Source organism: Pseudomonas sp. G3-19, from assembly GCF_054855875.1.
In genome coordinates, this window is record NZ_JBMPIQ010000003.1 from 1,027,581 (window position 1) to 1,051,026 (window position 23,446).

General features: G+C 59.8%; 19 protein-coding genes and 1 pseudogene. 6 read left to right on the forward strand and 14 right to left on the reverse strand.

Annotated features, from left to right (window positions below; genetic code table 11):
• Positions 1-62: 62 nt before the first annotated feature.
• Positions 63-584 carry a lactoylglutathione lyase gene (gene gloA / locus ACOYXI_RS04730; protein WP_007963339.1) on the reverse strand — a complete coding sequence of 174 codons (522 nt, stop codon included), beginning with the start codon at positions 582-584 and terminating at the stop codon, positions 63-65.
• Positions 585-723: 139 nt separating this feature from the next.
• On the opposite strand from gloA, the gene ACOYXI_RS04735 reads away from it, so the two are divergent.
• On the forward strand, positions 724-1,242 hold the full coding sequence (locus ACOYXI_RS04735) for a DUF4946 domain-containing protein (RefSeq protein ID WP_171061835.1): 519 nt from the start codon (positions 724-726) through the stop codon (positions 1,240-1,242).
• Between the two features lie 218 nt (positions 1,243-1,460).
• On the opposite strand, the gene ACOYXI_RS04740 is transcribed toward ACOYXI_RS04735, so the two are convergent.
• Both ACOYXI_RS04740 and ACOYXI_RS04745 read right to left on the reverse strand, forming a co-directional pair.
• Complete coding sequence (locus tag ACOYXI_RS04740; protein WP_003224630.1) at positions 1,461-1,826, reverse strand: histone-like nucleoid-structuring protein, MvaT/MvaU family; 366 nt, start codon at positions 1,824-1,826, stop codon at positions 1,461-1,463.
• Between the two features lie 234 nt (positions 1,827-2,060).
• Positions 2,061-3,596, reverse strand: a complete 1,536-nt coding sequence (locus ACOYXI_RS04745) for an EAL domain-containing protein (protein WP_461674431.1) — start codon at positions 3,594-3,596, stop codon at positions 2,061-2,063.
• A gap of 459 nt (positions 3,597-4,055) precedes the next feature.
• Between ACOYXI_RS04745 and hppD the strand changes: the two genes are divergently transcribed.
• Positions 4,056-5,132 carry a 4-hydroxyphenylpyruvate dioxygenase gene (gene hppD, locus ACOYXI_RS04750; protein WP_202368086.1) on the forward strand — a complete coding sequence of 359 codons (1,077 nt, stop codon included), beginning with the start codon at positions 4,056-4,058 and terminating at the stop codon, positions 5,130-5,132.
• 177 nt (positions 5,133-5,309) lie between these two features.
• On the opposite strand, the gene rarD is transcribed toward hppD, so the two are convergent.
• The 4 genes from rarD to ACOYXI_RS04770 all read right to left on the reverse strand — a co-directional run bounded on the left by rarD (position 5,310) and on the right by ACOYXI_RS04770 (position 9,954).
• On the reverse strand, positions 5,310-6,191 hold the full coding sequence (rarD, locus tag ACOYXI_RS04755) for an EamA family transporter RarD (protein WP_461674432.1): 882 nt from the start codon (positions 6,189-6,191) through the stop codon (positions 5,310-5,312).
• 286 nt (positions 6,192-6,477) lie between these two features.
• Positions 6,478-7,491: an aldo/keto reductase gene (locus ACOYXI_RS04760; RefSeq protein ID WP_461674433.1), complete on the reverse strand. Its 1,014-nt coding sequence runs from the start codon at positions 7,489-7,491 to the stop codon at positions 6,478-6,480.
• A gap of 68 nt (positions 7,492-7,559) precedes the next feature.
• On the reverse strand, positions 7,560-8,459 hold the full coding sequence (locus ACOYXI_RS04765) for a LysR family transcriptional regulator (protein WP_461674434.1): 900 nt from the start codon (positions 8,457-8,459) through the stop codon (positions 7,560-7,562).
• Positions 8,460-8,643: 184 nt separating this feature from the next.
• The gene (locus ACOYXI_RS04770) at positions 8,644-9,954 is read right to left on the reverse strand and encodes an MFS transporter (RefSeq protein ID WP_461674435.1); all 1,311 of its coding nucleotides are present in this window, start codon (positions 9,952-9,954) and stop codon (positions 8,644-8,646) included.
• Positions 9,955-10,126: 172 nt separating this feature from the next.
• On the opposite strand from ACOYXI_RS04770, the gene ACOYXI_RS04775 reads away from it, so the two are divergent.
• The 3 genes from ACOYXI_RS04775 to ACOYXI_RS04785 all read left to right on the forward strand — a co-directional run bounded on the left by ACOYXI_RS04775 (position 10,127) and on the right by ACOYXI_RS04785 (position 14,567).
• Positions 10,127-11,245 carry a sugar diacid recognition domain-containing protein gene (locus tag ACOYXI_RS04775; protein WP_461674436.1) on the forward strand — a complete coding sequence of 373 codons (1,119 nt, stop codon included), beginning with the start codon at positions 10,127-10,129 and terminating at the stop codon, positions 11,243-11,245.
• A gap of 215 nt (positions 11,246-11,460) precedes the next feature.
• Entirely contained in the window at positions 11,461-12,603 is a 1,143-nt protein-coding gene (locus ACOYXI_RS04780; protein WP_247841756.1) for a glycerate kinase, read from the forward strand.
• Between the two features lie 338 nt (positions 12,604-12,941).
• A complete protein-coding gene (locus ACOYXI_RS04785) occupies positions 12,942-14,567 on the forward strand; it encodes a methyl-accepting chemotaxis protein (RefSeq protein WP_134786321.1) in 1,626 nt (541 codons plus the stop codon).
• Positions 14,568-14,635: 68 nt separating this feature from the next.
• Here the strand turns inward: ACOYXI_RS04785 and ACOYXI_RS04790 are convergent, their stop codons facing one another.
• Entirely contained in the window at positions 14,636-15,367 is a 732-nt protein-coding gene (locus tag ACOYXI_RS04790) for a hypothetical protein (RefSeq protein ID WP_461674437.1), read from the reverse strand.
• 232 nt (positions 15,368-15,599) lie between these two features.
• On the opposite strand from ACOYXI_RS04790, the gene ACOYXI_RS04795 reads away from it, so the two are divergent.
• Positions 15,600-16,787: a pyridoxal phosphate-dependent aminotransferase gene (locus ACOYXI_RS04795; RefSeq protein WP_461674438.1), complete on the forward strand. Its 1,188-nt coding sequence runs from the start codon at positions 15,600-15,602 to the stop codon at positions 16,785-16,787.
• Between the two features lie 143 nt (positions 16,788-16,930).
• Here ACOYXI_RS04795 and ACOYXI_RS04800 read toward each other — a convergent pair whose 3' ends face one another.
• The 6 genes and pseudogenes from ACOYXI_RS04800 to ACOYXI_RS04825 all read right to left on the reverse strand — a co-directional run bounded on the left by ACOYXI_RS04800 (position 16,931) and on the right by ACOYXI_RS04825 (position 23,087).
• On the reverse strand, positions 16,931-17,908 hold the full coding sequence (locus tag ACOYXI_RS04800) for a 2-hydroxyacid dehydrogenase (RefSeq protein ID WP_461675546.1): 978 nt from the start codon (positions 17,906-17,908) through the stop codon (positions 16,931-16,933).
• Positions 17,909-17,929: 21 nt separating this feature from the next.
• Positions 17,930-19,221 (reverse strand): annotated as a pseudogene (locus ACOYXI_RS04805) (MFS transporter); the annotation flags it as partial.
• A gap of 96 nt (positions 19,222-19,317) precedes the next feature.
• A complete protein-coding gene (locus tag ACOYXI_RS04810; protein WP_210557062.1) occupies positions 19,318-20,325 on the reverse strand; it encodes a sugar kinase in 1,008 nt (335 codons plus the stop codon).
• Positions 20,318-21,100, reverse strand: a complete 783-nt coding sequence (locus tag ACOYXI_RS04815) for a sugar phosphate isomerase/epimerase family protein (protein WP_098963967.1) — start codon at positions 21,098-21,100, stop codon at positions 20,318-20,320. The genes ACOYXI_RS04810 and ACOYXI_RS04815 overlap by 8 nt, the downstream gene beginning before the upstream one ends.
• Before the next feature lie 154 nt (positions 21,101-21,254).
• The gene (locus tag ACOYXI_RS04820) at positions 21,255-22,280 is read right to left on the reverse strand and encodes a LacI family DNA-binding transcriptional regulator (protein ID WP_461674439.1); all 1,026 of its coding nucleotides are present in this window, start codon (positions 22,278-22,280) and stop codon (positions 21,255-21,257) included.
• A gap of 165 nt (positions 22,281-22,445) precedes the next feature.
• Positions 22,446-23,087 (reverse strand): DUF1345 domain-containing protein, encoded by a 642-nt coding sequence (locus ACOYXI_RS04825; protein WP_461674440.1) that lies wholly within the window; start codon positions 23,085-23,087, stop codon positions 22,446-22,448.
• Between the last annotated feature and the right edge of the window lie 359 nt (positions 23,088-23,446).

The following is a 23,446-nucleotide window of genomic DNA, read 5'->3' on the forward strand; positions in this document are numbered from 1 at the left end:
TCATGGCCTGACACACCGCTATCGCGAGCAGGCTCACTCCTACAGGAGAAATTTGCAGTCAGTTACAGCGGCGCAGGCTGGATGATTTCAACCCAGTAGCCATCCGGGTCCTTGATGAACGCCAGGCTTTTCATACGGCCATCAGTCAGGCGCTTCTGGAAATCACAGCCCAGCTCTTCAAAACGTGCGCACGCGGCAACGATGTCTGGCACCGAGATGCAGATGTGGCCGAAACCGCGTGGGTCGGTGTTGCCATTGTGATAGGCGAAGTCGGCGTCGTTTTCGGTGCCGTGGTTGTGGGTCAGTTCCAGAATGCCGGGGATCGACTTCATCCATTCGGTGCGGGCGGCGGCGTCGGCCGGGATCTGCGCCTTGTCGACCAGCGCGAGGAAGTACAGGCTGAATTCGGCTTCCGGGAAATCACGCTTTTCAACCAGCGAGAAGCCCAGTACGCGGGTGTAGAAATCCAGCGACTTGGTGATGTCCTTTACACGCAGCATGGTGTGGTTGAAGACGAAGTTGCGGGTTGCGCTGTCTGGAGTGGCGGTGACGCCGGGGAAAGTGTTCAGTTCGTGCAGGCTCATAGGCCCTCCGTAACAATGGGGCGAGTGAATGGGCGCAATGATACGCATGCGGGGCGGCATCGCCAAACCGAATGCGCGGCTTGCTCTGTGGGCGGCCGGGCCTCAGACTTTGCTGCTCAATCTGCGAGTGCCTCTGGTAATGATCCGACCGTTCAAAGCGCTGTTCGTTTGCCTTTTCTCATCGCTGCTTGCCGTTCCGGCGCTGGCGGATCAGCCCAGTATCACCTGGCCTGCAGGCTGGGAAGTAGAGGCGCTGCCTGATCAAGCCCCTCAGGTTTCGCGCCAGCGCGCGGTGAAAACCGACACCGACGGCAATCAGGTGATGGTGATGGAGTTGACCATGAGCCAGGTTGAGGCAGGCCATCAGGTCAATGTGCAGGGTGTCCTGCTGGAAATGCGCAAATCTATTCAGAAAGACTTCTTCCAGGGCGGCTATCAAAGCGTTTGCAACAAGATACATCCGGCAAAACTCGCCGCTCTGGATGCACTGGAGACCACCTGCACGATCATCGAAAACGGCCGTCATGTGTTGTCGCAAACATTGGTTGCTGCGGTCGCGAAGGATAAGGCTTATGTACTTTCTTACGCGGGTCAGGCTGAGGTTTATACGGCGAGCGCCGAGGAAATAGTCGCAGTGAGAAACAGCTTGAAACTTTAAGCGTCTGTTTGCACCGCTACGGGTTTAGATACCCGAAGGAATTAAGCACAAAGTTTAGCGGTCGTTGCGGTTGCAACATCCCGGCGCAAAATGTTTAGCCTCACGGCTTGTGGGTGTTAAAGCAGATTGATAACTAGCGTGGCGGAAATCGTTGCTTTTGTTAGATATTGTCGAAAAAAAAGCCCTGCATAGAGCAGGGCTTGTTTGTTGACGCAAGATTAACCGCGCAACCAGGAATCGACGGTGGCAGCACCGTACTGTTCTTTCCAGGCTTTCAGGCCGCGGTGATTGCCGCCCTTGGTTTCGATCAGTTCACCGGTGTGCGGGTTCTGATAGACCTTGACCACGCGAGCGCGGCGGGTTTTCGGTGCGGCAGACACTTGCAGGCCGGACTTGGACGGGTTCGGATCGAGGATGGCGATGATGTCTTTCAGGCCTTTGCCGTAGGTTTTCATCAGCCCCTGGAGCTTTTCTTCGAATTCGATTTCTTTCTTGAGCCCGGCATCGTTCTTCAGCGATTCCAACTGCTTGAGCTGTTCCTGAAGGGCCTTTTCAGCTGCACGAAATTCAGCGAGTCTGGACAATATCTTTACTCCAATAGTGTGTTTGGCTGATACCAACCGCAAACAAAGCTATAAGCCAAGAGCCTTGAAGCGACTCGGTGATAATGGCTCACCTGCCAATCTTGCACAGGCTGAAAAAATTGTAGTAGTTAATGCGCCAAGAGTAAATCCTGATCTTGTCGTCATGTAACAACAGTGGTGTTTTGTATCAATTTGGTGCGCCCGGTCGCAGCGCCGGGCTTAATTTATTTTTAGTTAATGGTGACTTAATGCATCGATGAAGTCGGCGCCAGGCATGGGTTTTCCGAACAGATAGCCCTGCAGGAAGTTGACGTGGTGTGCGGTCAGATAGTCAGCCTGAGCCTGAGTTTCTACACCTTCGGCAACAATACCCAAATCGAGCTTGGCCGACAGTTCGATAATCGTGTCCAGAATATGCCGCGACAGCGCATCAATGCCGATCATCGCGACGAAACTCTGGTCGATCTTGAGAAAATCGACATTGAATGTTCGCAGGTAGCCCAGACTTGAATGGCCGGTACCGAAATCGTCGATGGCGATCATCACCCCCAGCGCGTGCAACTGCTCGAACAATAGGTGCGTGACATCGGTTGGCTCAATCAGCTCGCGCTCGGTCAGCTCCAGCACCAGGTTGATACTGCCGGGGGCAAAAGCAGCGAGAAACCCGCGACAGTCTTCGACCAGTTGCAGATCCTGGCAATGGCTGGCGGTGATGTTGATGCCGATGTGGAACGGTTTGTCGAACTCCGCCGACAACGGGCCGAGCAGGGCGGCTGTCTGCTGCATCAGCGAACGAGTCATGGGCACGATCAGGCCTGAATGTTCGGCAAACGGAATGAACAGATCCGGACGCACCAGACCCTCCTTGGGGTGATTCCAGCGCATCAGCACTTCAGCGCCGGACCACTTCCGGCTGTCGCCATGCACCACCGGCTGGAAGTAGGAAATGAATTCGCCAGCTTCCAGCGCGCGCAGCATCTCATGGCTGGGCGAAGTGGCGCGCCGTTGCAGGACATGGGCGATAGCGCCCGCGATCACCCCGAAAAATATCAGCAGACTGAACAGCGGCGGGTATTCGCCGGCCATGTAGCGCCACGTTTGCCCCTGCGGAAAGCCTGCACTGACACTGAAGGCATAGCGCGAAGACGCGAGCATACTCTGCGCCACCGGTAACGGCGGCAGGGCGCCTTGATGCACCTTGCCATCGACGGACAGCCAGTTATCGCCGACCTGCAACAACAGCAGCGTCTGCCGGCCGATCAGGCGCAGGATGTTGCTCAGGTGATAACCATCGAGGGTGGTCAGCGCGCCACCGCGACCTTCGCTGAGGCGATACACCAACAGCGCGGTGTTGGGCGTGACGGGGTTGCCATTCATCAACCACAGTTTGCCCTGCGTATAGTCGCCCGGATTCACGGCCTCCTTGAACTCCCCGAACAGCGAGCTGCAATAGAGGTTGTTGTCCCACACCAGATTGGTCGAGCGTACAAAAGGTCGACGGGTCACCTGCTCACGCAAGGCCAGTTTGACGCTGTCGCAGGGCTGGCCGGCCAGGGGCAGCAGTTCGCTGGCGGCCTGGGCGGTGTTGTCGAGCATCAGTTCAAACTGGCGCAGCGCCTCCTCGGCGGTATTTTGCGTGCTCTGTTGCAAGGTGCGTTCGGCTTGCAGATACAGAATCCCTGTGCCCAAAAGCACCGGCAGCAGGCCGCAAAGCAGGGTCACAATCATCCGCACGCTACGTTTGCGGCGGGGTTTGACAGTCAAGGGCATGGACGCGTCCTGTTGCGATGGAGTGAAACTCTCGAATGCAGGCTGGCAACGGCGCGCCTGTGAAAAACAGCGGAGTCAAAACGCATGATAGATGGCCGTTGCCGCTTGTGCCGCTTACAGGCGATTGATCTGCGGGGCGAGTGCGATACAGGCTCAGCTTGTTTACGTGTGCAACAAACCCCTTGCACCGATGCGAAAAAGGCGGATTTTATAGAGAGGGCAGACAACCCTATTTACGCTGTGTAGAATCGGGTTACGCATACAATAATAAACGTCTTCTGGCAGCAGAAGCCTCGCCCGCAAGAGCCTTGGGTCGACAATGAAGATATTCGGGTTTCAACTGATCTACGGTGACTTCCTCGCCCGCAGTGTGCGAGGCATTTCCTGCGCACCTCCCGCCGGTCTCAGCATTACTGACAAATAACTCTGGTTAATTGATAAGAATGATGAGGCGTCACCATGGCAGATTTATACGAAAACCCAATGGGCCTGATGGGCTTTGAGTTCATCGAGTTCGCATCGCCGACTCCTGGCACCCTGGAGCCGATCTTCGAGATCATGGGCTTCACCAAAGTCGCGACCCACCGCTCCAAGAACGTGCACCTGTACCGTCAGGGCGCGATCAACCTGATCCTCAACAACGAACCGCACAGTGTGGCCTCGTATTTCGCGGCCGAGCATGGACCGTCGGTGTGCGGCATGGCGTTCCGCGTGAAGGATTCGCAAAAGGCCTACAGCCGCGCACTGGAACTCGGTGCTCAGCCGATCCACATCGAAACCGGCCCGATGGAGCTGAACCTGCCAGCGATAAAGGGCATCGGCGGCGCGCCGCTGTACCTGATCGACCGTTTCGGCGAAGGCAGTTCGATCTATGACATCGACTTCGTGTTCATCGAGGGCGTTGATCGCAACCCGGTCGGTGCCGGTCTGAAGATCATCGACCACCTGACCCACAACGTGTACCGCGGCCGCATGGCCTACTGGGCCAACTTCTACGAGAAGCTGTTCAACTTCCGCGAGATCCGCTATTTCGACATCAAGGGCGAATACACCGGCCTGACCTCGAAAGCGATGACCGCACCGGACGGCATGATCCGCATCCCGCTGAACGAAGAGTCGTCCAAGGGCGCCGGGCAGATCGAAGAGTTCCTGATGCAGTTCAACGGCGAGGGCATTCAGCACGTGGCGTTCCTCACCGACGACCTGATCAAGACCTGGGATCAGTTGAAGAAGATCGGCATGCGCTTCATGACCGCACCGCCGGACACCTACTACGAAATGCTCGAAGGCCGCCTGCCGAACCACGGCGAGCCGGTGGATCAACTGCAATCGCGCGGCATCCTGCTCGACGGCTCGTCGAACCCGGACGACAAGCGCCTGCTGCTGCAGATCTTCTCGGAAACCCTGATGGGCCCGGTGTTCTTCGAATTCATCCAGCGTAAAGGCGACGATGGTTTCGGCGAGGGCAACTTCAAGGCCCTGTTCGAATCGATCGAGCGTGATCAGGTGCGTCGTGGTGTGCTCGCTACCGAGTAATCCGCCACCAGAATGAAAAAATCCCGGCTTGCAGTCATGCACAGCCGGGATTTTTTTGCGTCAGCAAAACTGTGGGAGCGGGCTTGCTCGCGAATTCGGTCTTTCGTTCAAGGTCTTTGTTGACTGACCTGACGCTTTCGCGAGCAAGCCCGCTCCCACAGTAGTTTTGTATTGCTTTTAAGACCTGCGTTGTCGCATCAGGTGTTTGAAGCCTTCGAAGATCAGCACCACAACGGCGAGCCAGATCGGAATGTAGGTCAGCCACTCACCCGCCTTGATGCTTTCCCCCAGCAACAGCGCCACGCCGAGCAGCAACACCGGTTCCACATAACTGAGCAAACCAAACAGGCTGAACGGCAGCAAGCGGCTGGCAATGATGTACACCACCAGCGCCGAAGCACTGATCAGACCGAGCAGCGGAATCAGCCAGAGCAAGCCCGGATACTGATCGAACACGGCGAAACCTTGCTCACCACCGCGCACGAACCAGTACGCCACCGGCAGCATCAAGGTCATGTCGACCCACAGACCGCCCAGGTTGTCGGTCTTCAGGCGTTTGCGCAGGATGAAATACAGCGGGTAACCGACCACGACCACCAGCGTCGCCCAGGAAAATCCGCCGACCCGATACAGCTCGTTGGCCACGCCGAGAACGGCAAAGAACACCGCGATTTTCTGCAGGTACGACAGGCTGTCGCCGTACACAATGCGCCCGGTCAGTACCATCGCCAGCGGCAACAGGAAATAACCCAGCGACACATCGAGGCTGTAGCCGTTGAGCGGCGCCCACATGAACAGCCACAACTGCACGCCGAGCAAACCCGACGAAACAATCAGACCGCCAATCAGCTTTGGATAGCCCGCCACCTTGCGCAGCAACTCCAGCACCCGCCGCCATTCACCCGACACCAGCATGAACACGGTCATGCACGGCACAGTCAGCAGCATCCGCCAGCCAAAGATTTCCACGCCGCTCAACGGAGTGAGCAGCGAGGTGTAGTAATACATGACGGCAAACAGCACCGAAGCTGAAACCGATAGAGCGATACCTTTAGACAAACTGTCCTCGCGGATGGGTGATCAAACAGGGCGCGCAGGATACGTGGTTTTTGTGCTGAATATTGGCCGGGGCGGTCAATATTTTCTACATGAACCCAAAAGCCCCTCACCCTAACCCTCTCCCAGAGGGAGAGGGGACTGACCGTAGGGTCTCGCGACATTCAGCGATGTGAAAGTCCGAGTCGATTATGGATTCAACACAACAGCTTCAGGCAAAAGCGTAGCTTCAATATTCCCCGATCGGTTCCCTCTCCTCCGGGAGAGGGCTAGGGTGAGGGCGGGGGGCTCACGTCGAACGCGGTTTACGGCCCGACACAAAATGGCTCACATCGTTAAACCCCGGCGTCGAAGCATGCCCCGGCGTCACCAGCGAGTCGATAAACGCTTCATCCTCCGCCGTGATCTGCACCGCCTGCGCCTTGGTATAAGCATCCCACTGTTGTTCGGTGCGCGGCCCGACAATCGCCGAGGTCACCGCGCTGTTGTTCAGCACCCAGGCAATCGCGAATTCGACAATCCCGACGCCACGGCCCTGGGTGTACTGCTGAATCTGCTGGGCGATGCGCAGCGATTCCACGCGCCATTCGGTTTCCAGAATGCGTTTGTCCTGACGCCCGGCGCGGCTGTTGGCGTCGGGAGTGGCGTCGGGTGCGTACTTGCCGCTGAGCACGCCGCGGGCCAGCGGGCTGTAAGGCACCACGCCGAGGCCATAGGTTTGCGCGGCGCTGATCTGCTCGGTCTCGGCCTGGCGGTTGACGATGTTGTACAGCGGCTGGCTGATCACCGGGCGGTCGATACCGAGCTTGTCAGCGATGCGAATCACCTCGGCGATGCGCCAGCCGCGATAGTTCGACAGGCCCCAATAACGGATCTTGCCCCGACGAATCAGGTCGCCGATCGCCGACACCGTGACTTCCAGCGGCGTGTTGTGGTCTTCGCGGTGCAGGTAATAGATGTCGAGATAGTCGGTGCCAAGACGGGTCAGGCTGGCCTCCAGACCATTGAAGATGTGCTTGCGGCTCAAGCCGCTGCGGTTTGGCACGCCGTCCGCCGGGCCGAAACCGACCTTGGTTGCCAACACCCATTCGTGCCGATGGCGGGCGATCGCCTCGCCGACAATTTCTTCCGAGCGGCCGTTGGTGTAGACGTCGGCGGTGTCGATGAAATTGATGCCCTGATCCCAAGCCTTGTCGATGATGCGCAGCGAATCCTGGGCGCTGGTCTGCTCGCCAAACATCATCGTGCCGAGGGTGAGGGTGGACACCTGCAACCCCGAATGCCCCAGTGTGCGATAGCTCATGCCGAAATCCTTTTGTCGGTGGGAAAACTCCAATCAAATACCAGAAGCATCCGATGGGGCAAAGTGAATTATCGGCTGAGCGCTGCGCAACGCATCTGCAAAAAAGCCTGCAACACCCGAACGCGTTCGGACACCTGCACCCGGTGCGGGCAGAGCAGATTGAACGGCACGCTTTCGCCATGCCAGTCATCGAACAGCGTCAACAGGCGCCCGGCGCGCACGTCTTCGGCGACGTCCAGCCAGGCTTTGTAGGCGATACCATGCCCGGCCAGTGCCCAGCGTCGTGCGACTTCGCCGTCATCGCTGAAGTAGTCGCCGTGGACTTCAATTTCCAGCGTTTCGTCCTCGCGACTGAAACGCCAGGTGTTGTACGGCCGACCATTGCGTAGGTAGAGCAGGGCGCTGTGTTCGCGTAATTCGCCGGGATGTTGCGGTGTGCCGTGGCGATCCAGATAGTCCGGACTGGCGCAGGCGACACGGCGATGTTCGGGCAGAATCGGTATCGCCACCAATGTTGAATCGCTGGGCACGCCAAAGCGCAGTGCGACGTCCACGGTTTCGCGGAACAGATCGGCGTGCCGATCGTTGAGCAGCAGTTGCAGCTGAATATTCGGGTGTTCGCGTTTGAAATCGTCCAGCCACGGCAACAACACGTTGCGCCCGAAGTCCGAAGGCGCCGCCAGTTGCAGCACACCGCTGAGGCCTTCGCCGTGTTGCCTGAGCGCTTGTTCACCTTCGGCCAGTGCGCCGAGGGCAATGCGTACGCTGTCGAGATAACGCCGACCTTCTTCGGTCAGGCGCATGCTGCGGGTGGAGCGCGCGAGCAGGCGGATGCCGAGGCGGGTTTCCAGACGCTTCAGCGCGATGCTTGCGGCGGCCGGCGTCAGTTCCAGCGCGCGGGCAGCGGCGGAGATGCTGCCGGAGTCGGCCACGCGGACGAAGATCTCCAGATCGAGAATCGAGCTCATTGGTAAAAATCCTTTAAAGATCTGTGCGTTTTTGCGGGATTTTTCCGTGATTGGCAAGTCAGGGCGTTGCAATCAGTGAGCAAAAAAAGATCGCAGCCTGCGGCAACTCCTACAGGGAAACGCGTATTTCCATGCATGTAGGAGCTGCCGCAGGCTGCGATCTTTTGATCTTGATGCGTGATGATTAAGCCCGCAGCGTTCGCGTCATGCGCAACGCCAGCAAGCTGCCGCCGACAATCACCCCCGCCAGCAGATACAACGCCGCATCGGTCGAACCGGTGCTGTCCTTGACCCAACCCACCAGGTACGGGCTGAGGAAACCGGCCATTTGCCCCATCGAGTTGATCAACGCCAGGCCACCGGCCGCGGCGCCCGCGCTCAACAGGGCAGTCGGCACTGGCCAGAACATCGGCAGACCGGTCAGCGCGCCCATGGTCGCAATGGTCAGGCCGAGAATGGCGATGGCCGGGTTGGCGGCGAAGTTCACCGCGATCAGCAGACCGAGCGCGCCCATCAGCATCGGTACGACCAAGTGCCAGCGACGCTCTTTGCGCAAGTCCGCCGAACGCCCCACCAGCAGCATGAACACCGCCGCCAGCAGATAGGGGATCGCACTCAGCCAGCCGATCACCAGGTTGTCGCTGAAGCCGAGGTTCTTGATGATCGACGGCAGCCAGAAGTTGATCGCGTACACGCCGCTCTGGATGCAGAAGTAGATCAGGCCGAAGGCCCAGATCGCTGGGGTCTTGAACACCGCGAGCAGCGAGTCCGAGGTGGTTTTCGGTTTGTTCGCCAGGTCTTCGGCCTGATCCGCCTCAAGCACCGCGCGCTCATTCGGACTCAGCCACTTGGCATTGGCGAAGCTGTCGCTGAGCAGGAAATAGGCGAGGGCGCCGAGGATCACGGTCGGAATACCTTGCAGCAGGAACATCCACTGCCAGCCGGCCAGTCCACCTTGCCCGGCGGCGAAGTGATTGAGGATCCAGCCGGAGAATGGGCTGCCGAGCAGGCCCGAGACCGGGATCGCCGACATGAACAGTGCCATGATCCGCCCACGGCGGAACGTCGGGAACCACTGCGAGAGATACAGCACCACACCTGGGAAAAACCCCGCTTCGGCGGCGCCGGTGAACAGGCGCAGGGTGTAGAACTGGGTCGGGGTGGTGACGAACAACAGGCAGGTCGACAGCGTGCCCCAAGTGATCATCATCAGCGCGATCCAGCGTCGCGGGCCGAATCGGGTCAGCGCCAGGTTGCTCGGCACGCCGCACAGCACGTAGCCGATGAAGAAGATCCCGGCACCGAGGCCGTATACGGTTTCACTGAACTTCAATGCGTCGAGCATCTGCAGTTTGGCGAAGCCAACGTTGACCCGGTCGAGGTAGTTGAACAGGTAGCAGATGAAGATGAAGGGGATCAAACGCAGGGTGATGCGTTTGTAGACGGCGTTTTTACCGTCGTCGATGGTCTGGGTAGCTGCGGCGCTCTGCGACATAGCGGCTCTCTCTTTATTATGATTTTTTGCGATGCACAGGTTAACGTTGATCGCTCCGAGAGTCTCGGCCACCTGTGGCCGGATTGTCTTTGTGCCTGAGCACAGGGTTTGCCGCCAGACCCTGTGCGGGTGAACAACCGTCCGCCGCCGCTGCTTAAGGATTTTGCCGATCATGTTCGAACTCGATCACGACCTCGCTCAGGATATCGTCGACCGGGCCATGGCCATTTTGCCCTACAACGTCAACGTCATGGACAGCCAGGGCCTGATTCTCGGCAGTGGCGAGCCGGAGCGCATCAACACCCGTCACGAAGGTGCGCAACTGGTGCTGGCCAACGGGCGGGTGGTAGAGATCGATGCACAAACCGCCGTGCACTTGAAGGGTGTGCAGCCGGGCATCAACCTGCCGCTGATGCTCGATCAACGCCTGATCGGCGTGCTCGGTATTACCGGCGAACCGGAGCAACTGCGCACCTACGCCGAACTGGTGCGCATGACCGCCGAAATGCTCGTCGGTCAGCGCAACCAGCAGGCCGAGCAGCAATGGCGGCGCCAGCGTTGCGATGACCTGTTGGCGTTGCTGTTGAGCGAAGCCGGCGACTCGCCGCGGCTGGTCGATGAGGCGCAGCAACTTGGGCTCAAGCCGCAGTTGACCCGGGTGCCGTATCTGTTCGAACTGGGTCTGGAGCATGGGCCGGGGCAAACCGTCGAGGCGTTGAGCGCGTGGCTGACCTCGCGCTATCCGGACAGCTGGTGCGTCAGTTCGGCCAAGTCGTCGCTGCTGTGGTGCCGACCCGCAAGTCAAACGGTTGAGCATGATCGCCTGCTGGAAAAACTCGATGGCCTCGGCTGGAACATTTTGCGTATCGCCGTCGGTGGGCAGGCGGACGGGCTGGGCGGATTGCGCCGTTGCTATCGGCGGGTGGGTGATCTGCTGGCCTATGGCCGGGGTGTGCTGCCGAATTCGCGCTTGCTGACGCTCAATCGCTATCGCTTGCCGGTGATGCTCTGGCGCCATCGCAACGATGATGCGCTGGATGAATTGCTCAAACCGTTGCGCAAGGTCATCGCCAAGGACGGCAACGGCCAGTTGCTCGCAACCCTGCGCAGTTGGTGTGAACACGACGGGCAGAGTCAGGCGTGTGCCGATGCGCTGGGCATTCATCGCAACAGCTTGCGTTATCGGATGGAGCGGATTGCTGAGTTGAGCGGGGTTGATCCGCTGAAACTCGACGGGATGCTGGCGCTATATCTCGGGGTGCAATTGCTGCCGCACATTGATCCGGGCTGATCGGATGTTTTCACCGACGCCTTCGCGAGCAAGCCCGCTCCCACATTTGGAATGCATTCCCCTGTGGGAGCGAGCTTGCTCGCGAAAGCGTCGGTACATTCGACACAGGCTTTTGTAGAAATGAACAATAAACGCCCACCGCACTTGTGCAGCGGACAGGCGTCAATGCGCAGGCCGACTGGCAGCATGAACGGCATTGGAACTGGAGAATTCGCATGAAGATCGTCATCGCCCCCGATTCGTTCAAGGACAGCCTGAGTGCCCAAGGCGTTGCCGAAGCCATTGCGCTGGGGCTGGCGCAAGTCTGGCCGCAAGCAACACTGGTCAAATGCCCGATGGCCGACGGCGGCGAGGGCACGGTGGAATCGATTCTCGCCGCTTGCGAGGGTGAACTGCGCCGCACCCGAGTACGCGGGCCGCTGGGTGCGCCGGTCGACGCCGCGTGGGGCTGGTTGCCACACAATCACACCGCGATCATCGAAATGGCCGAGGCCAGTGGTTTGCAATTAGTGCCTACGGGGCAACGCGATGCCTGCATCACCAGCACCTTCGGCACCGGCGAACTGATTCGCGCCGCGCTGGATGCCGGCGCGCAACGGGTGATTCTGGCGATTGGCGGCAGCGCCACCAACGACGGCGGCGCCGGCGCGATGCAGGCGCTTGGGGTGAAATTGCTCGATGCGCAAGGTCAGCCATTGGTGCCGGGCGGCTTGGCACTGGCGCAACTGGCGCGGCTGGATTTGAGTGAGCTTGATCCGCGTCTGGCCCACGTGCGCTTCGACATCGCCGCCGACGTCAACAACCCGCTGTGCGGCCCGCACGGGGCCTCGGCGATTTTCGGCCCGCAAAAAGGCGCGTCACCGGCACAAGTGCAGCAACTGGATCAGGCGCTGGGGCATTTCGCCGAGCTCTGCGCGCAAGCGTTGGGCAAGGACGTTCGCGATGAGCCGGGCAGTGGTGCGGCGGGGGGATTGGGTTTTGCGGCCAAGGCGTTTCTTGGCGCGCAATTTCAGGCCGGCGTGGAAGTGGTGGCCGAGTTGGTGGGGCTGGCCGAAGCGGTCAACGGCGCCGATCTGGTGATCACGGGAGAAGGGCGGTTCGACGCGCAAACCCTGCGCGGCAAGACCCCGTTCGGCGTGGCGCGGATTGCCAAGCAGCACGGCGTGCCGGTGATCGTCATCGCCGGCACCTTGGGTGAGGGTTATCAGGAACTCTACGAGCACGGCATCGACGCCGCTTTCGCCGTCACCAGCGGCCCGATGACCCTGGAGCAGGCCTGTGCCGAAGCTCCACGCTTGTTGCGCGAACGGGCGACTGACATTGCCCGCGTCTGGCAGATGGCCAAACTCAATAGCTGATTGCGTGAAGATGTTGTGGCGAGGGGATTCATCCCCGATGGGTTGCGAAGCAGCCCCCCCGCGTTTTTCGCAAAAAACCAGTTTTGAGATTTTGCGACTGCTGCGCAGCCGATCGGGGATAAATCCCCTCTCCACAGGGGGTTAGTGTCAAGGTGTTTCAGCGCTGAAACACCTTGAAAAATATTTTCGCTTTACACGAAATCTTCCTAAAGCGCCGCCGATACAGAGATCAGGCGCACACAGATTCCCTCGAACAGTGACGCCTGACTGGTCCCGCCCCCAAGGGCCAGTGATGACGGCACGGACGCTCGCAGCTACCTCTATCCGAGAGTCCAACCATGTCCTTGCGTAACCTGAATATCGCGCCCCGTGCCTTCCTCGGTTTTGCCTTTATCGCCTTGCTGGTGATTGTCCTTGGTGTGTTCGCCGTCAACCGCATGTCGACCATTCGCCAGGCGTCCATCGACATGGAGACCAACCAACTGCCTAGCGTCACCTACCTTGGCGTGGTCACGGAAAACGTTCTGCGCCTGCGGATTCTGTCGTTCCGGATTCTGGTCAACCGCGACCCGGCAGGCCTGCAAGAAGCGCAAACGCGCATCGGCGTGCTGGTGGACAAGGTGCGCAGTGCTCAGGCCAGTTACGCCGCGTTGCCGGCAGAGAGCGAAGAGCGTGCGTTGTATCAGACGTTCGCGACCACGCTCGACAACTACCTGCAAGCGCAAAACCAGATGATGGAGCTGTCGCGTCAGGACAAGGTCGACGAGATGCGCACCTTGATCAACACGCGGATCAAGGACGGCACCGACCAGATGGGCGAACAACTGAACAAGCTGATCGCAATCAACGCGGCGGGCGCGAAAGTCGCCTCCAATCAGGCCGGTGAGCATTACGACAGCGCCATTACCGGCATCATCGTTGTTGCCGTGGTCGCCGCGCTCGCCACGGTACTGCTGGCCCTGTTGCTGACTCGCAGCATCGTCACCCCATTGAATCGTGCCGTACAGGCTGCGCAAACCATCGCCGGCGGCAACTTGACCCAGTCCATCGAAGTCGATGGCAAGGACGAAGCCACCCAACTGCTGCAAGCCCTGTCCACGATGCAGATCAACCTGCGCAAAACCATCGAACAGATCGCCGGTTCCGCGACTCAGTTGGGCGCGGCTGCCGAAGAGCTGAGCGCGGTCACCGAAGAGGCTTCCCGTGGCCTGCAACAGCAGAACAACGAGATCGAACAAGCCGCCACCGCCGTCAACGAAATGACCGCCGCTGTGGAGGAAGTCGCACGCAACGCGGTATCGACCTCCGAAGCCTCGAACCAGTCGACCCAGGCCGCCCGTGAAGGTCGCGATCAAGTGGTGAAAACCGTCGACGCGATCCAGACCATGACTCATGACGTGCAGAGCACCGCGCAAATGATCGAAGGCCTCGCCGCGCAGGGTCGCGACATCGGCAAGGTGCTGGATGTGATCCGCGCCATCGCCGAACAGACCAACCTGCTGGCCCTCAACGCGGCGATCGAAGCAGCGCGTGCCGGTGAGGCCGGACGCGGTTTTGCGGTGGTAGCGGACGAAGTTCGCGCATTGGCGCATCGCACTGCGCAATCGACTCAGGAAATCGAAAAAATGGTCGCTGGCATCCAGAACGGTACCGGCGAAGCGGTGTCGTCGATGCAGCAAAGCAACCAGCGCACCCAGACCACTCTGGAAATGGCCCGCGCTGCGGGTGTGGCGCTGGAGCAAATCACCCAGTCGATCCACCAGATCAACGAACGCAACCTGGTGATCGCCAGTGCCTCGGAAGAACAGGCCCAGGTCTCGCGTGAGGTCGACCGCAACCTGGTCAACATCCGTGATCTGGCCACGCAGTCCGCCGCCGGCGCGAATCAAACCAGCGCCGCAACCCATGAACTGTCGCGTCTGGCGGTGGATTTGAATGCCATGGTGGCGCGGTTTGTGATTTGAGAAATACGCAGTTGCCTGAAGTGGGCCGAACCAGATGATTGTTCGGCCCACCTCGAAGAGTCAGCGCTTCAAGACAGGTCCACTTTGACTTGCTTAAACGAAGACTGTTGCCCAAGGTTTCCTGCACGATCGCGCAGCCTGTAAAACGCGAACATCGTGCCGGAGCCTATCTCACGGATAATCGCGCCACTCAGTTTGATAACGGTAGGTGAAGTTGCGTCATGCACCGTTTTAATGATGACTGGCTCCGCCGCAAGTGAGCCAAAGTGAAATTCGATGCTGTCGCAGGCTCGCTGCTGCATATAGATGGCAATGGTTACCAGAACTTCATCATTGTGGGCGGCGAGATACTGCGGTGTGATCCCCTCACTGTCGATTTCTGGTGGAAATTGCGGAGGTTCTCCCGGATTGCCGAAGTTGGGAGCCGTTAGATCGACCGTAATCGGCGTGCTCGCGGCCATGTCTTCATTCCCGCCAATATCGAGGATGTATGAAACCTCATATACGCCTTCTTGTACCAGGTGTGCCTCAGGAATATGGGCCTCAAATGGGAAAAGCGCCGGGTCGATGGGTGTCGTAAAAGGATAGTCCGCCACCCTATTCCCGTTTAACAACAGCCTTAACAGTACGGGCACGCCTGGATCAGAAGGTGAACTATACCATTCTGGAATTAACACTTTCAGAGGAGATACCAATGCACTCAATGGCAAAAGGTTAACCTGACTGCCAGGGAAATTGGGTAGCGCATCGGGGATTTCCGGTGCGTCCAATAAGAGGATTTTTTCATTCAGATTCGTCATCGTTTCAACACTCCGTCGTTTCGATTAGAGGGGGCCGCAGTTGTTTCCTCATGTTGATTAAGCGAGCGTTTGTGAAGTGGGTCTACTGTCAACTCTGACAGGTAGTCAGTCGACTGCTAATCGACCACTGTACGAAGTTCTTCTTTAAATTCATCCAAAGGACAAAGCGGCTGGCGCGGTTTGTGATTTGACCTAGGGTGAAGGCTGGAGACCGCGCAATCAGGAGACGTGCATGCGTTATTCAGCCTTGACCCAACGAATCGCCGGGGAGGGAGCCGCTGCCTGGCAGATTCATGACCGAGCGCTGGAGCTGCGCGCCGAGGGTGTCGATATCCTGCTGCTGAGCGTGGGGGATCCGGATTTCGATACGCCGCTGCCGATCATTCATGGCGCCATCGACAGTCTGCTGGCCGGCGATACGCATTATTCCGAAGTGCGTGGTCGCTTGGCGCTGCGCAAATTGATCGCCGCCCGCCACCAGCGGCGCAGCGGTCAGGTGGTGGATGCCGAGCACGTGATCGTGCTGCCCGGCGCGCAATGCGCGGTGTATTCGGTGGCCCAATGTCTGTTGGATCCGGGCGATGAAGTGATCGTCGCCGAGCCGATGTACGTGACCTACGAGGGCGTGTTCGGCGCGTGCGGTGCGACGGTGGTGCCGGTGCCGGTTCGACCGGAAAACGGCTTTCGTGTTGATCCCGCTGATGTCGCTGCGCTGATCACGCCGAAGACCCGCGCGATGTTGCTCAACAGTCCCAATAATCCTTCCGGCGCGAGCCTGTCGCTGCTGATCTGGCAAGAGCTGGCAGCGCTGTGCGTGCGCCACGATTTGTGGCTGATCAGTGACGAGGTCTACAGCGATCTGCTCTACGAGGGCGAACACATCAGTCCGGCGAGCCTGCCGGGCATGGCCGAACGCACGGCAACCATCAACAGCCTGTCGAAATCCCATGCCATGACCGGTTGGCGCATTGGCTGGTCGATCGGGCCGAAGGTGCTGGCCGAGCATCTGGTGAACCTGTCGTTGAGCATGCTGTTCGGTCTGCCGGATTTCGTGCAGAAAGCAGCGGAGGTCGCGTTGGCAGGCGATCTGCCGGAGGTGACGCAGATGCGCGAGGAATATCGGTTGCGCCGCGATCTGGTGTGCGAGCATTTGCGCGGTTGTCCGGGGTTGCAGCCGATTCGCCCGGATGGCGGGATGTTCGTGATGGTCGATGTGCGCCAGACCGGGTTTGGCGCGCAGGGGTTTGCCGAGCGATTGCTGGAAGGTTATGGGGTCTCTGTGCTGGCTGGCGAAGCGTTCGGGCCGAGTGCGGCGGGGCATATTCGCATCGGGCTGGTGCTGGATCGGGTGCAGCTGGCGGATGCCTGTGCGCGGATTGCGTTGTGTGCGGTCCAGCTGTTGCAGGCGCGTAGTGCCTGACAGTGTTGTGTTGCCTGAACTGGCCTCTTCGCGAGCAAGCCCGCTCCCACAGTGGATGGGTGTGTACATAATGTTATCTATACACACCGAACCCTGTGGGAGCGGGCTTGCTCGCGAATGCAATCTGCCATTCAACACATTTTTCAGCCCTGCCAAACCGCCGAATTCACCAGGTTCGCAGGCTTCTCCCCAGCCAAAGCCTGCAACAGATTCTCCACCGCACAGCTCGCCATCGCCTCCCGTGTCTCATGCGTCGCCGAACCCATGTGCGGGGTTGCCACCACATTATTCAGCTGCAACAACGGCGAATCATGATTCAGCGGTTCACGCTCGAACACATCCAGCCCCGCTGCGCGAATCCGCTGATGGCGCAACGCGTCGATCAGCGCCGCTTCATCCACCACTTTGCCGCGCGAGATATTGATGAAGATGCTCTCGGGGCGCATCAACGCAAACTGCTCGGCGCCAATCAGGCCTTCGGTCTGCGCAGTCAGCGGCAGGGTTAGGCAGATGAAATCGGCCTCTTGCAGCAGCGCTTCCAGGCTGCGGTACTGCGCCGCAAAACGCGTCTCGACTGTCGGTTTGCGCGACTGGCTGTGATAGAGCACCGGCATGCCAAAACCGAAATGTCCACGCTGCGCGAGCGCCTCGCCGATGCGCCCCATGCCGATGATGCCCAGGGTCTTGCCATGCACATCGGTGCCGAAATGCGCCGGGCCGATGTTGCGATGCCATTGGCCGCTGCGCACCATGTTCGCCAGTTCCACTACGCGCCGGGCGGTGGCGAGGATCAGCGCGAAACCGGTGTCGGCGGTGGTTTCGGTGAGCACGTCCGGGGTGTTGCTAAGGAGGATCTTGCGCCGGGTCAGGTAGTCGATGTCGTAGTTGTCGACACCCACTGAGACACTGGCGATGGCCTCAAGCTGCGGCGCCAGATCGAGCAGCGCGGCGTCGAGTTTCAGGCTGGCGCCGAGCAAGCCATGGGCGCCGGGCAGGGCGTCACGCAGCTTCATCAGGCCGTCGGCGTCGAGGCTTTCGATCAACGTCACTTCACACTGTTGCTGCAGACGCGTCATCAGCGCTGGCGACAGTTTCTTGTACAGCACGACTTGCTTTTTCATGGGCAAAAATCTCTTCAGGAATGCGCCGGCACGGGACGCGTGACTACGGCTTTGGCCACGACACGATCACTGGCGCCAGGCTTGAGAAAAATCGTCAGCACCACAGACAGCAGCAACGCGCCGCTCATCAGCAGGTACGAAGCACCGGGCGAACCGGTGGAGCTGTTCAGGTAGCCGACCAGGTACGAGCCGCCGAACGAACCGAGCGCGCCCATGCTGTTGATCAGCGCCATGGCACCGCCGGCGACGTTGGCCGGGAGGATCTCCGGAACGATGGCGAAGAACGGCCCGTACGGCGCGTACATGCAGGCGCCGGCGACCACCAGCAGCGTGTACGACCACCAGAAATGTTCCGCGCCCAAGGCGTAGGAACCGTAGAACGCAATGGAGGCGATCAGCAGTGGCGGCCATACGAAGCGTTTGCGCTTCTGCAGTTTGTCCGAGCCCCACGACACCGCGAGCATGCCGATCACTGCAGCCAGGTACGGCAGCGCCGACAGCCAGCCGGCCTCGATCATGTCCATTTGCGCGCCGGCCTTGAGGATCGACGGCAGCCACAGCACGAAGCCGTAGACGCCGATGCTCCAGCAGAAAAACTGCAGCGCCAGAATGATCACCTTCGGCGAGCGGAACGCTTCGGCGTAGTTCTTCACCGCTTTGATCCCGACCTGTTCGGCGGCGAGAGCGCTTTCCAGGTCGTGCTTTTCCTGTTCGCTCAGCCACTTGGCCTGAGCAGGACGATCATCGGCCAGCTTCCACCAGATAAACGCCCAGATCACCGCCGGCAAACCTTCGATGATGAACATCCAGCGCCAGCTGAAGTGCTGCACCAGATAGCCCGAAACCACCGACATCCACAGCATCGTTACCGGGTTGCCGAGGATCAGAAAGGTGTTGGCCCGCGAGCGTTCGGCGCGAGTGAACCAGTGGCACAGGTAAACCAGCATCGCCGGCATCACCGCGGCTTCGACCACGCCGAGCATGAAGCGAATCACGATCAGCCAGTAGGCGTTGGACACGACGCCGGTCAGGGTGGCGAGGCCGCCCCAGAAAATCAGGCTGAAGAAAATCAGCTTTTTCACGCTGTGCTTCTGCGCGTAGATCGCTCCCGGTACCTGGAAGAAAAAGTAACCGAGGAAGAACAGCGCGCCGAGCAATGAAGACAGGCCCGGGGTGATCATCAGGTCGGCGGCCATGCCGGAGGCGGCGGCAAAGCCATAGTTGGCGCGGTCGAGATACGCCAGGCTGTAGGTGATGAACACGATCGGCATGATGTACCACCAGCGGCGGGCGGCGAGGGATGCGGTTTTCATGGTGTTGCTCCTGAGCTTGTTGTTTTTGTCGCAGCAGGTTCAATTAATGGGTTGTCTGAGCGGGCCTCATCGCGAGCAGGCTCACTCCTACAAGGGTTATGTGTTTGCCGCTGCAGCTGTGACTGGCGGAGATCCACTGTAGGAGTGAGCCTGCTCGCGATCAGCGGCTTCGAATTCAGCGGAGAGCTCGGGCCGGGTCGGCAACCCCTCCATGTCCCCGCGACTCTGCACCGCCCGACTGCCAATCCAGTTCGCGCGTTGCACCGCCTCGGCAAAACTCTGATGCTCCAGCAGGGCACTGATCATGCCAACCGCAAAGCCATCACCCGCACCCACGGTGTCGACCACGTTGGCCACCGGCACCCCGGCGACAAAACCCTGATCCAGATGCGTGCGGTAATAGGCACCTTGCGGCCCAAGCTTGATCGCCACGGCTTCGGCGCCCTGATCGAGATAAAACGCCGCGATGTCCGCCGGGTCTTCGAAGCCGGTCAGCAAGCGACCTTCGCTCAAGCCCGGCAAGACCCAGTGGGCGAGGGCGGCGAGGCGGTTGATCTCGCGGATCATCTCTTGCTCAGAGGCCCACAGACTCGGGCGCAGATTGGGGTCGAACGACACGCTGCGCCCGGCATGACGCATGCGTGTCATCAGCTCGAGCGACATTTCCCGCGCACTGGCCGATAGCGCTGGTGGAATTCCGGTGGCGTGCAGATGGCGGGCGCTGAGCAAAGTGTCGCTGATCGACTGTACGGACAGATGACTGGCCGCCGAGCCACGGCGGAAATACTCGACCTGCGGATCGCTGCCGTCGTCGTTACGCGACTTGAACTGGAAACCGGTCGGGTGCTGGTGATCGACCGCGACGTGACTGCAATCCAGACCTTCCTTGATCAAGGTCTCGACTACAAAACGTCCGAGGGAATCGGCGCCGACCCGGCTCAGCCACGCCACATTGAAGCCCAGCCGCGACAGACCGATCGCCACATTGCTGTCGGCGCCGGCAATGCGTTTGTGAAAATGCTCGACCGCAGCCAGATCTCCGGTCTGCTCGGCGACCAGCATCGCCATGGTTTCGCCAAACGACAAAATATCGATGTCAGACATGGGCAGGCTCCAGACGCGATTGACCAAGGCGGGCGAGGGCGGCGACGTGCTCGGTGGTCAGTGCCACCAGGTCATCGCCCTGCAACGGGTATTCGGCGGCACGCATAACGCCTTGGGCCATGTGCCGCAGCAGTTGTTCCCACAAATGCAGGTCGCTGACGGCGGGCGGCACGGCGACCAGTTTGCCGTCGGCGCGGCGGGCCACGGCTTTGCAGTGCACGTAGCCGACGTGGCGTCCGAGCAGACGTGCGGCGTTGGCGGCGGACTGGTCTTGCCACTGCCAGTTGCCGATATCGAAGGTCATCTTGATCGGCAAATCATGCTGCTCCACCGCCGCGAAAAAACGCTGGAACGGCTCGATGCGGCCGCCCTGCAAGGTCTGGTCGTTTTCCACCAGCAGTTGCACCGGGCTGGCGCCGAGCAGCTGTTTCAGCGCCTGCAAATCACAGTTGTCGGTGAAGTAACCGAGCGAGACTTTCAACCATTTCGAGCCGAATGCTTCTGCATGTTGCAGGGCGTTGATCAGCTCGGGATTGGGCCGCGCCTGACCGGCGAGCCACAGTTCGCTCGGCGACGAATAGATGCTTTGCAGTCCCTGCGCCCGAGTGGCGGCTTGCAGTTGCTCGGGCACTTCGCGAGTCAGCAACTCTTCGCGCCACTCGATGCGATCAGCGCCGGCGGCAGCCAGCACATCGATGAAGAAGTCTTGCCCGCGTTGGCGCACAAGCTCGGCGCCGTAGCTGGAAAGGCTGATGGAAACGGCAGGTTTATTCATTGTTATCTACCTCTGAAACCGGTTTCATTTTTGTTCAAAAAAATCTGATTGATCTTCGTCGGGCGTTCGGGCGCCATCGCGAGCAGGCTCACTCCTACATTTGGAATGCGTTCCCCCTGTAGGAGTGAGCCTGCTCGCGATGGCGCCATAACATTCACCGCAAAGATCCTCGGGTAGACCCGCGCTCAATCAGCACCGGCGCAAAATCCACTCTGCGCGCTACCTCGACATCCCCCCGCAAACGCTTGAGCAAACATTCAAACGCCCGCGCGCCGATCTCGGCTGTGGGCTGGGCGAGGGCGGTAATTCCGCTGCCGACCAACGGGTACCAATCCAGATCATCCAAGGCAATCAGCCCGACATCCTCGAACAATCGGCAACCGATTTCGCGCAAGGCCAGGGTACAGGCCAACGCTGCCACGCCATTGGCGCAGAACAGTGCTTTCGGCCCGGTCGCCGGTGTGTCCAAAAAGATTTGAAGATGAGTAGCGAGTGCGTCGCCGGTTTCCAGCACCGCCCCGGTCAACCCGGAGCGCTGGGCGATCTGCGTCCGAAAACTGCTGACCCGCTCGATCCGCGAACTGGTGCCGTCATAAGGCTCAGTCACCAGCAACACATCGCGATAGCCGCGCTGTTCCAGGTGCTTCAGCGCCATCTCAACAGCTTGCGGATTGTTCAGCCCGACCATGTCGCTGTCGAGGCCATCGACCTTGCGGTCCACCAGCACCAAGGGCATTTCCCGGTGCAACTCGTGGAGTTCGTCACGGTGATGGCCTAGGGTGTTCACGATCAGCCCCTCGATGTTGTACGAGCGCAACAGCGCCAGATGCTGGCGCTCCTGCTCGTCGTCGCGGTCGGTGTTGCACACCACCAGGCTGTAGCCGTGCGCACGGCAGGCGGTTTCCACCCCGTGCATCACGGCAATCGAATAAGGGTTGCGGATATCGGCCACCAGCATGCCGATCAGGCGCGTGCGCCCGCGTTTCAGACCACGGGCCATCTGGTTCGGGCGATAACCCAGCTCACTGATCGCCTGCTCGATACGCAGGGCGATGGCATCGGAGAGCAGGGCGCGGTCGTCGCCGATGAAGCGCGAGACGCTGGCCTTGGATACGCCGGCGCGTTCGGCAACATCAAGCATGGTCACGCGGCTGCGCTGGGCGGCGGAGAAGTCGTTCACGGTCTGAAACCTATTATTGGATTTATTCGTTTCATGCGCCTCGATGGCGCTGAAACCGGTTTCAGGAAACACCAGAAGCTGACACTCCGTCAAGTGAATGCGCGTGGTACTTCAACTTGGCGCCGACGGGCGGTGCTCAGCGTTACTGAAGTATCTGCGCAATGCTCAGCCAAACAGGCCGGCAGCAATATTGATCGAAAAGCCCAGAATCGCGGTGTTGAACACAAAACCGATCAATGATTGCGCCAGGACGATCTTGCGAATATCGCGGGTAGCCACGCCGACATCGGCAGTCTGCACTGCCACGCCGATGGTGAAGGAGAAATACAGGAAGTCCCAATAATTGGGCGTGGTCAGACCTTCAGCGAAACGCAGGGCCGGTTCCTTGCCGTCCCAGGTGTAAAACAGGCGCGCGTAGTGCACACAGAAGATCACCCCGATCACCAGCCAGGAACCTACGACGGTGACGGCGGTGAACGCGTAATGCAGAAGTTTGTGATGGGTATCCAGATCCTTGGTGCCGGCCAACTCCAGGGTGATGGCGGCCAGGCTGGCCAATGCTGCGATGCACACCACGAACAGCACCAGTCCGGCATTCTCGTCTTCGACGACGGCGATGCGTTTGACGTCCGGTGCCTTGGCTCGGGTGGCGAGCCAGAACATCAGGATCAGGTAAGTCCAGACGCCGGCGTTCCAGCCGATGAGGATTTTGCTGACGACGGAGTCGGCAGGGACCAGCAGGCCGGTGGCAAGGCCGACCAAAGCGGCGCCGGACAGGCGAGGGTGGGTGCGGGCGAGAAAGCGCATGGGGACTCGATGGGCCAGGATGTTTTTACACCTTAGCCCAGCGACGTCTCGGATGACCACTGACTTGACTGTTCGATGACCTTGTGGGAGCGGGCTTGCTCGCGAAAGCGGTGTGTCAGCTACATGAATACTGACTGACACGATGCCTTCGCGAGCAAGCCCGCTCCCACAGGGATCAATGGTGTTTAGTGAAGCGTTGTACGAGCTTCATCACCACCACAAAGAACAACGGCACGAAAATCACCGGATGAACACTGCCCCGACTGTTCGAATGACCTTGTGGGAGCGGGCTTGCTCGCGAAAGCGGTGTGTCAGCTACATGAATACTGACTGACACGACGCCTTCGCGAGCAAGCCCG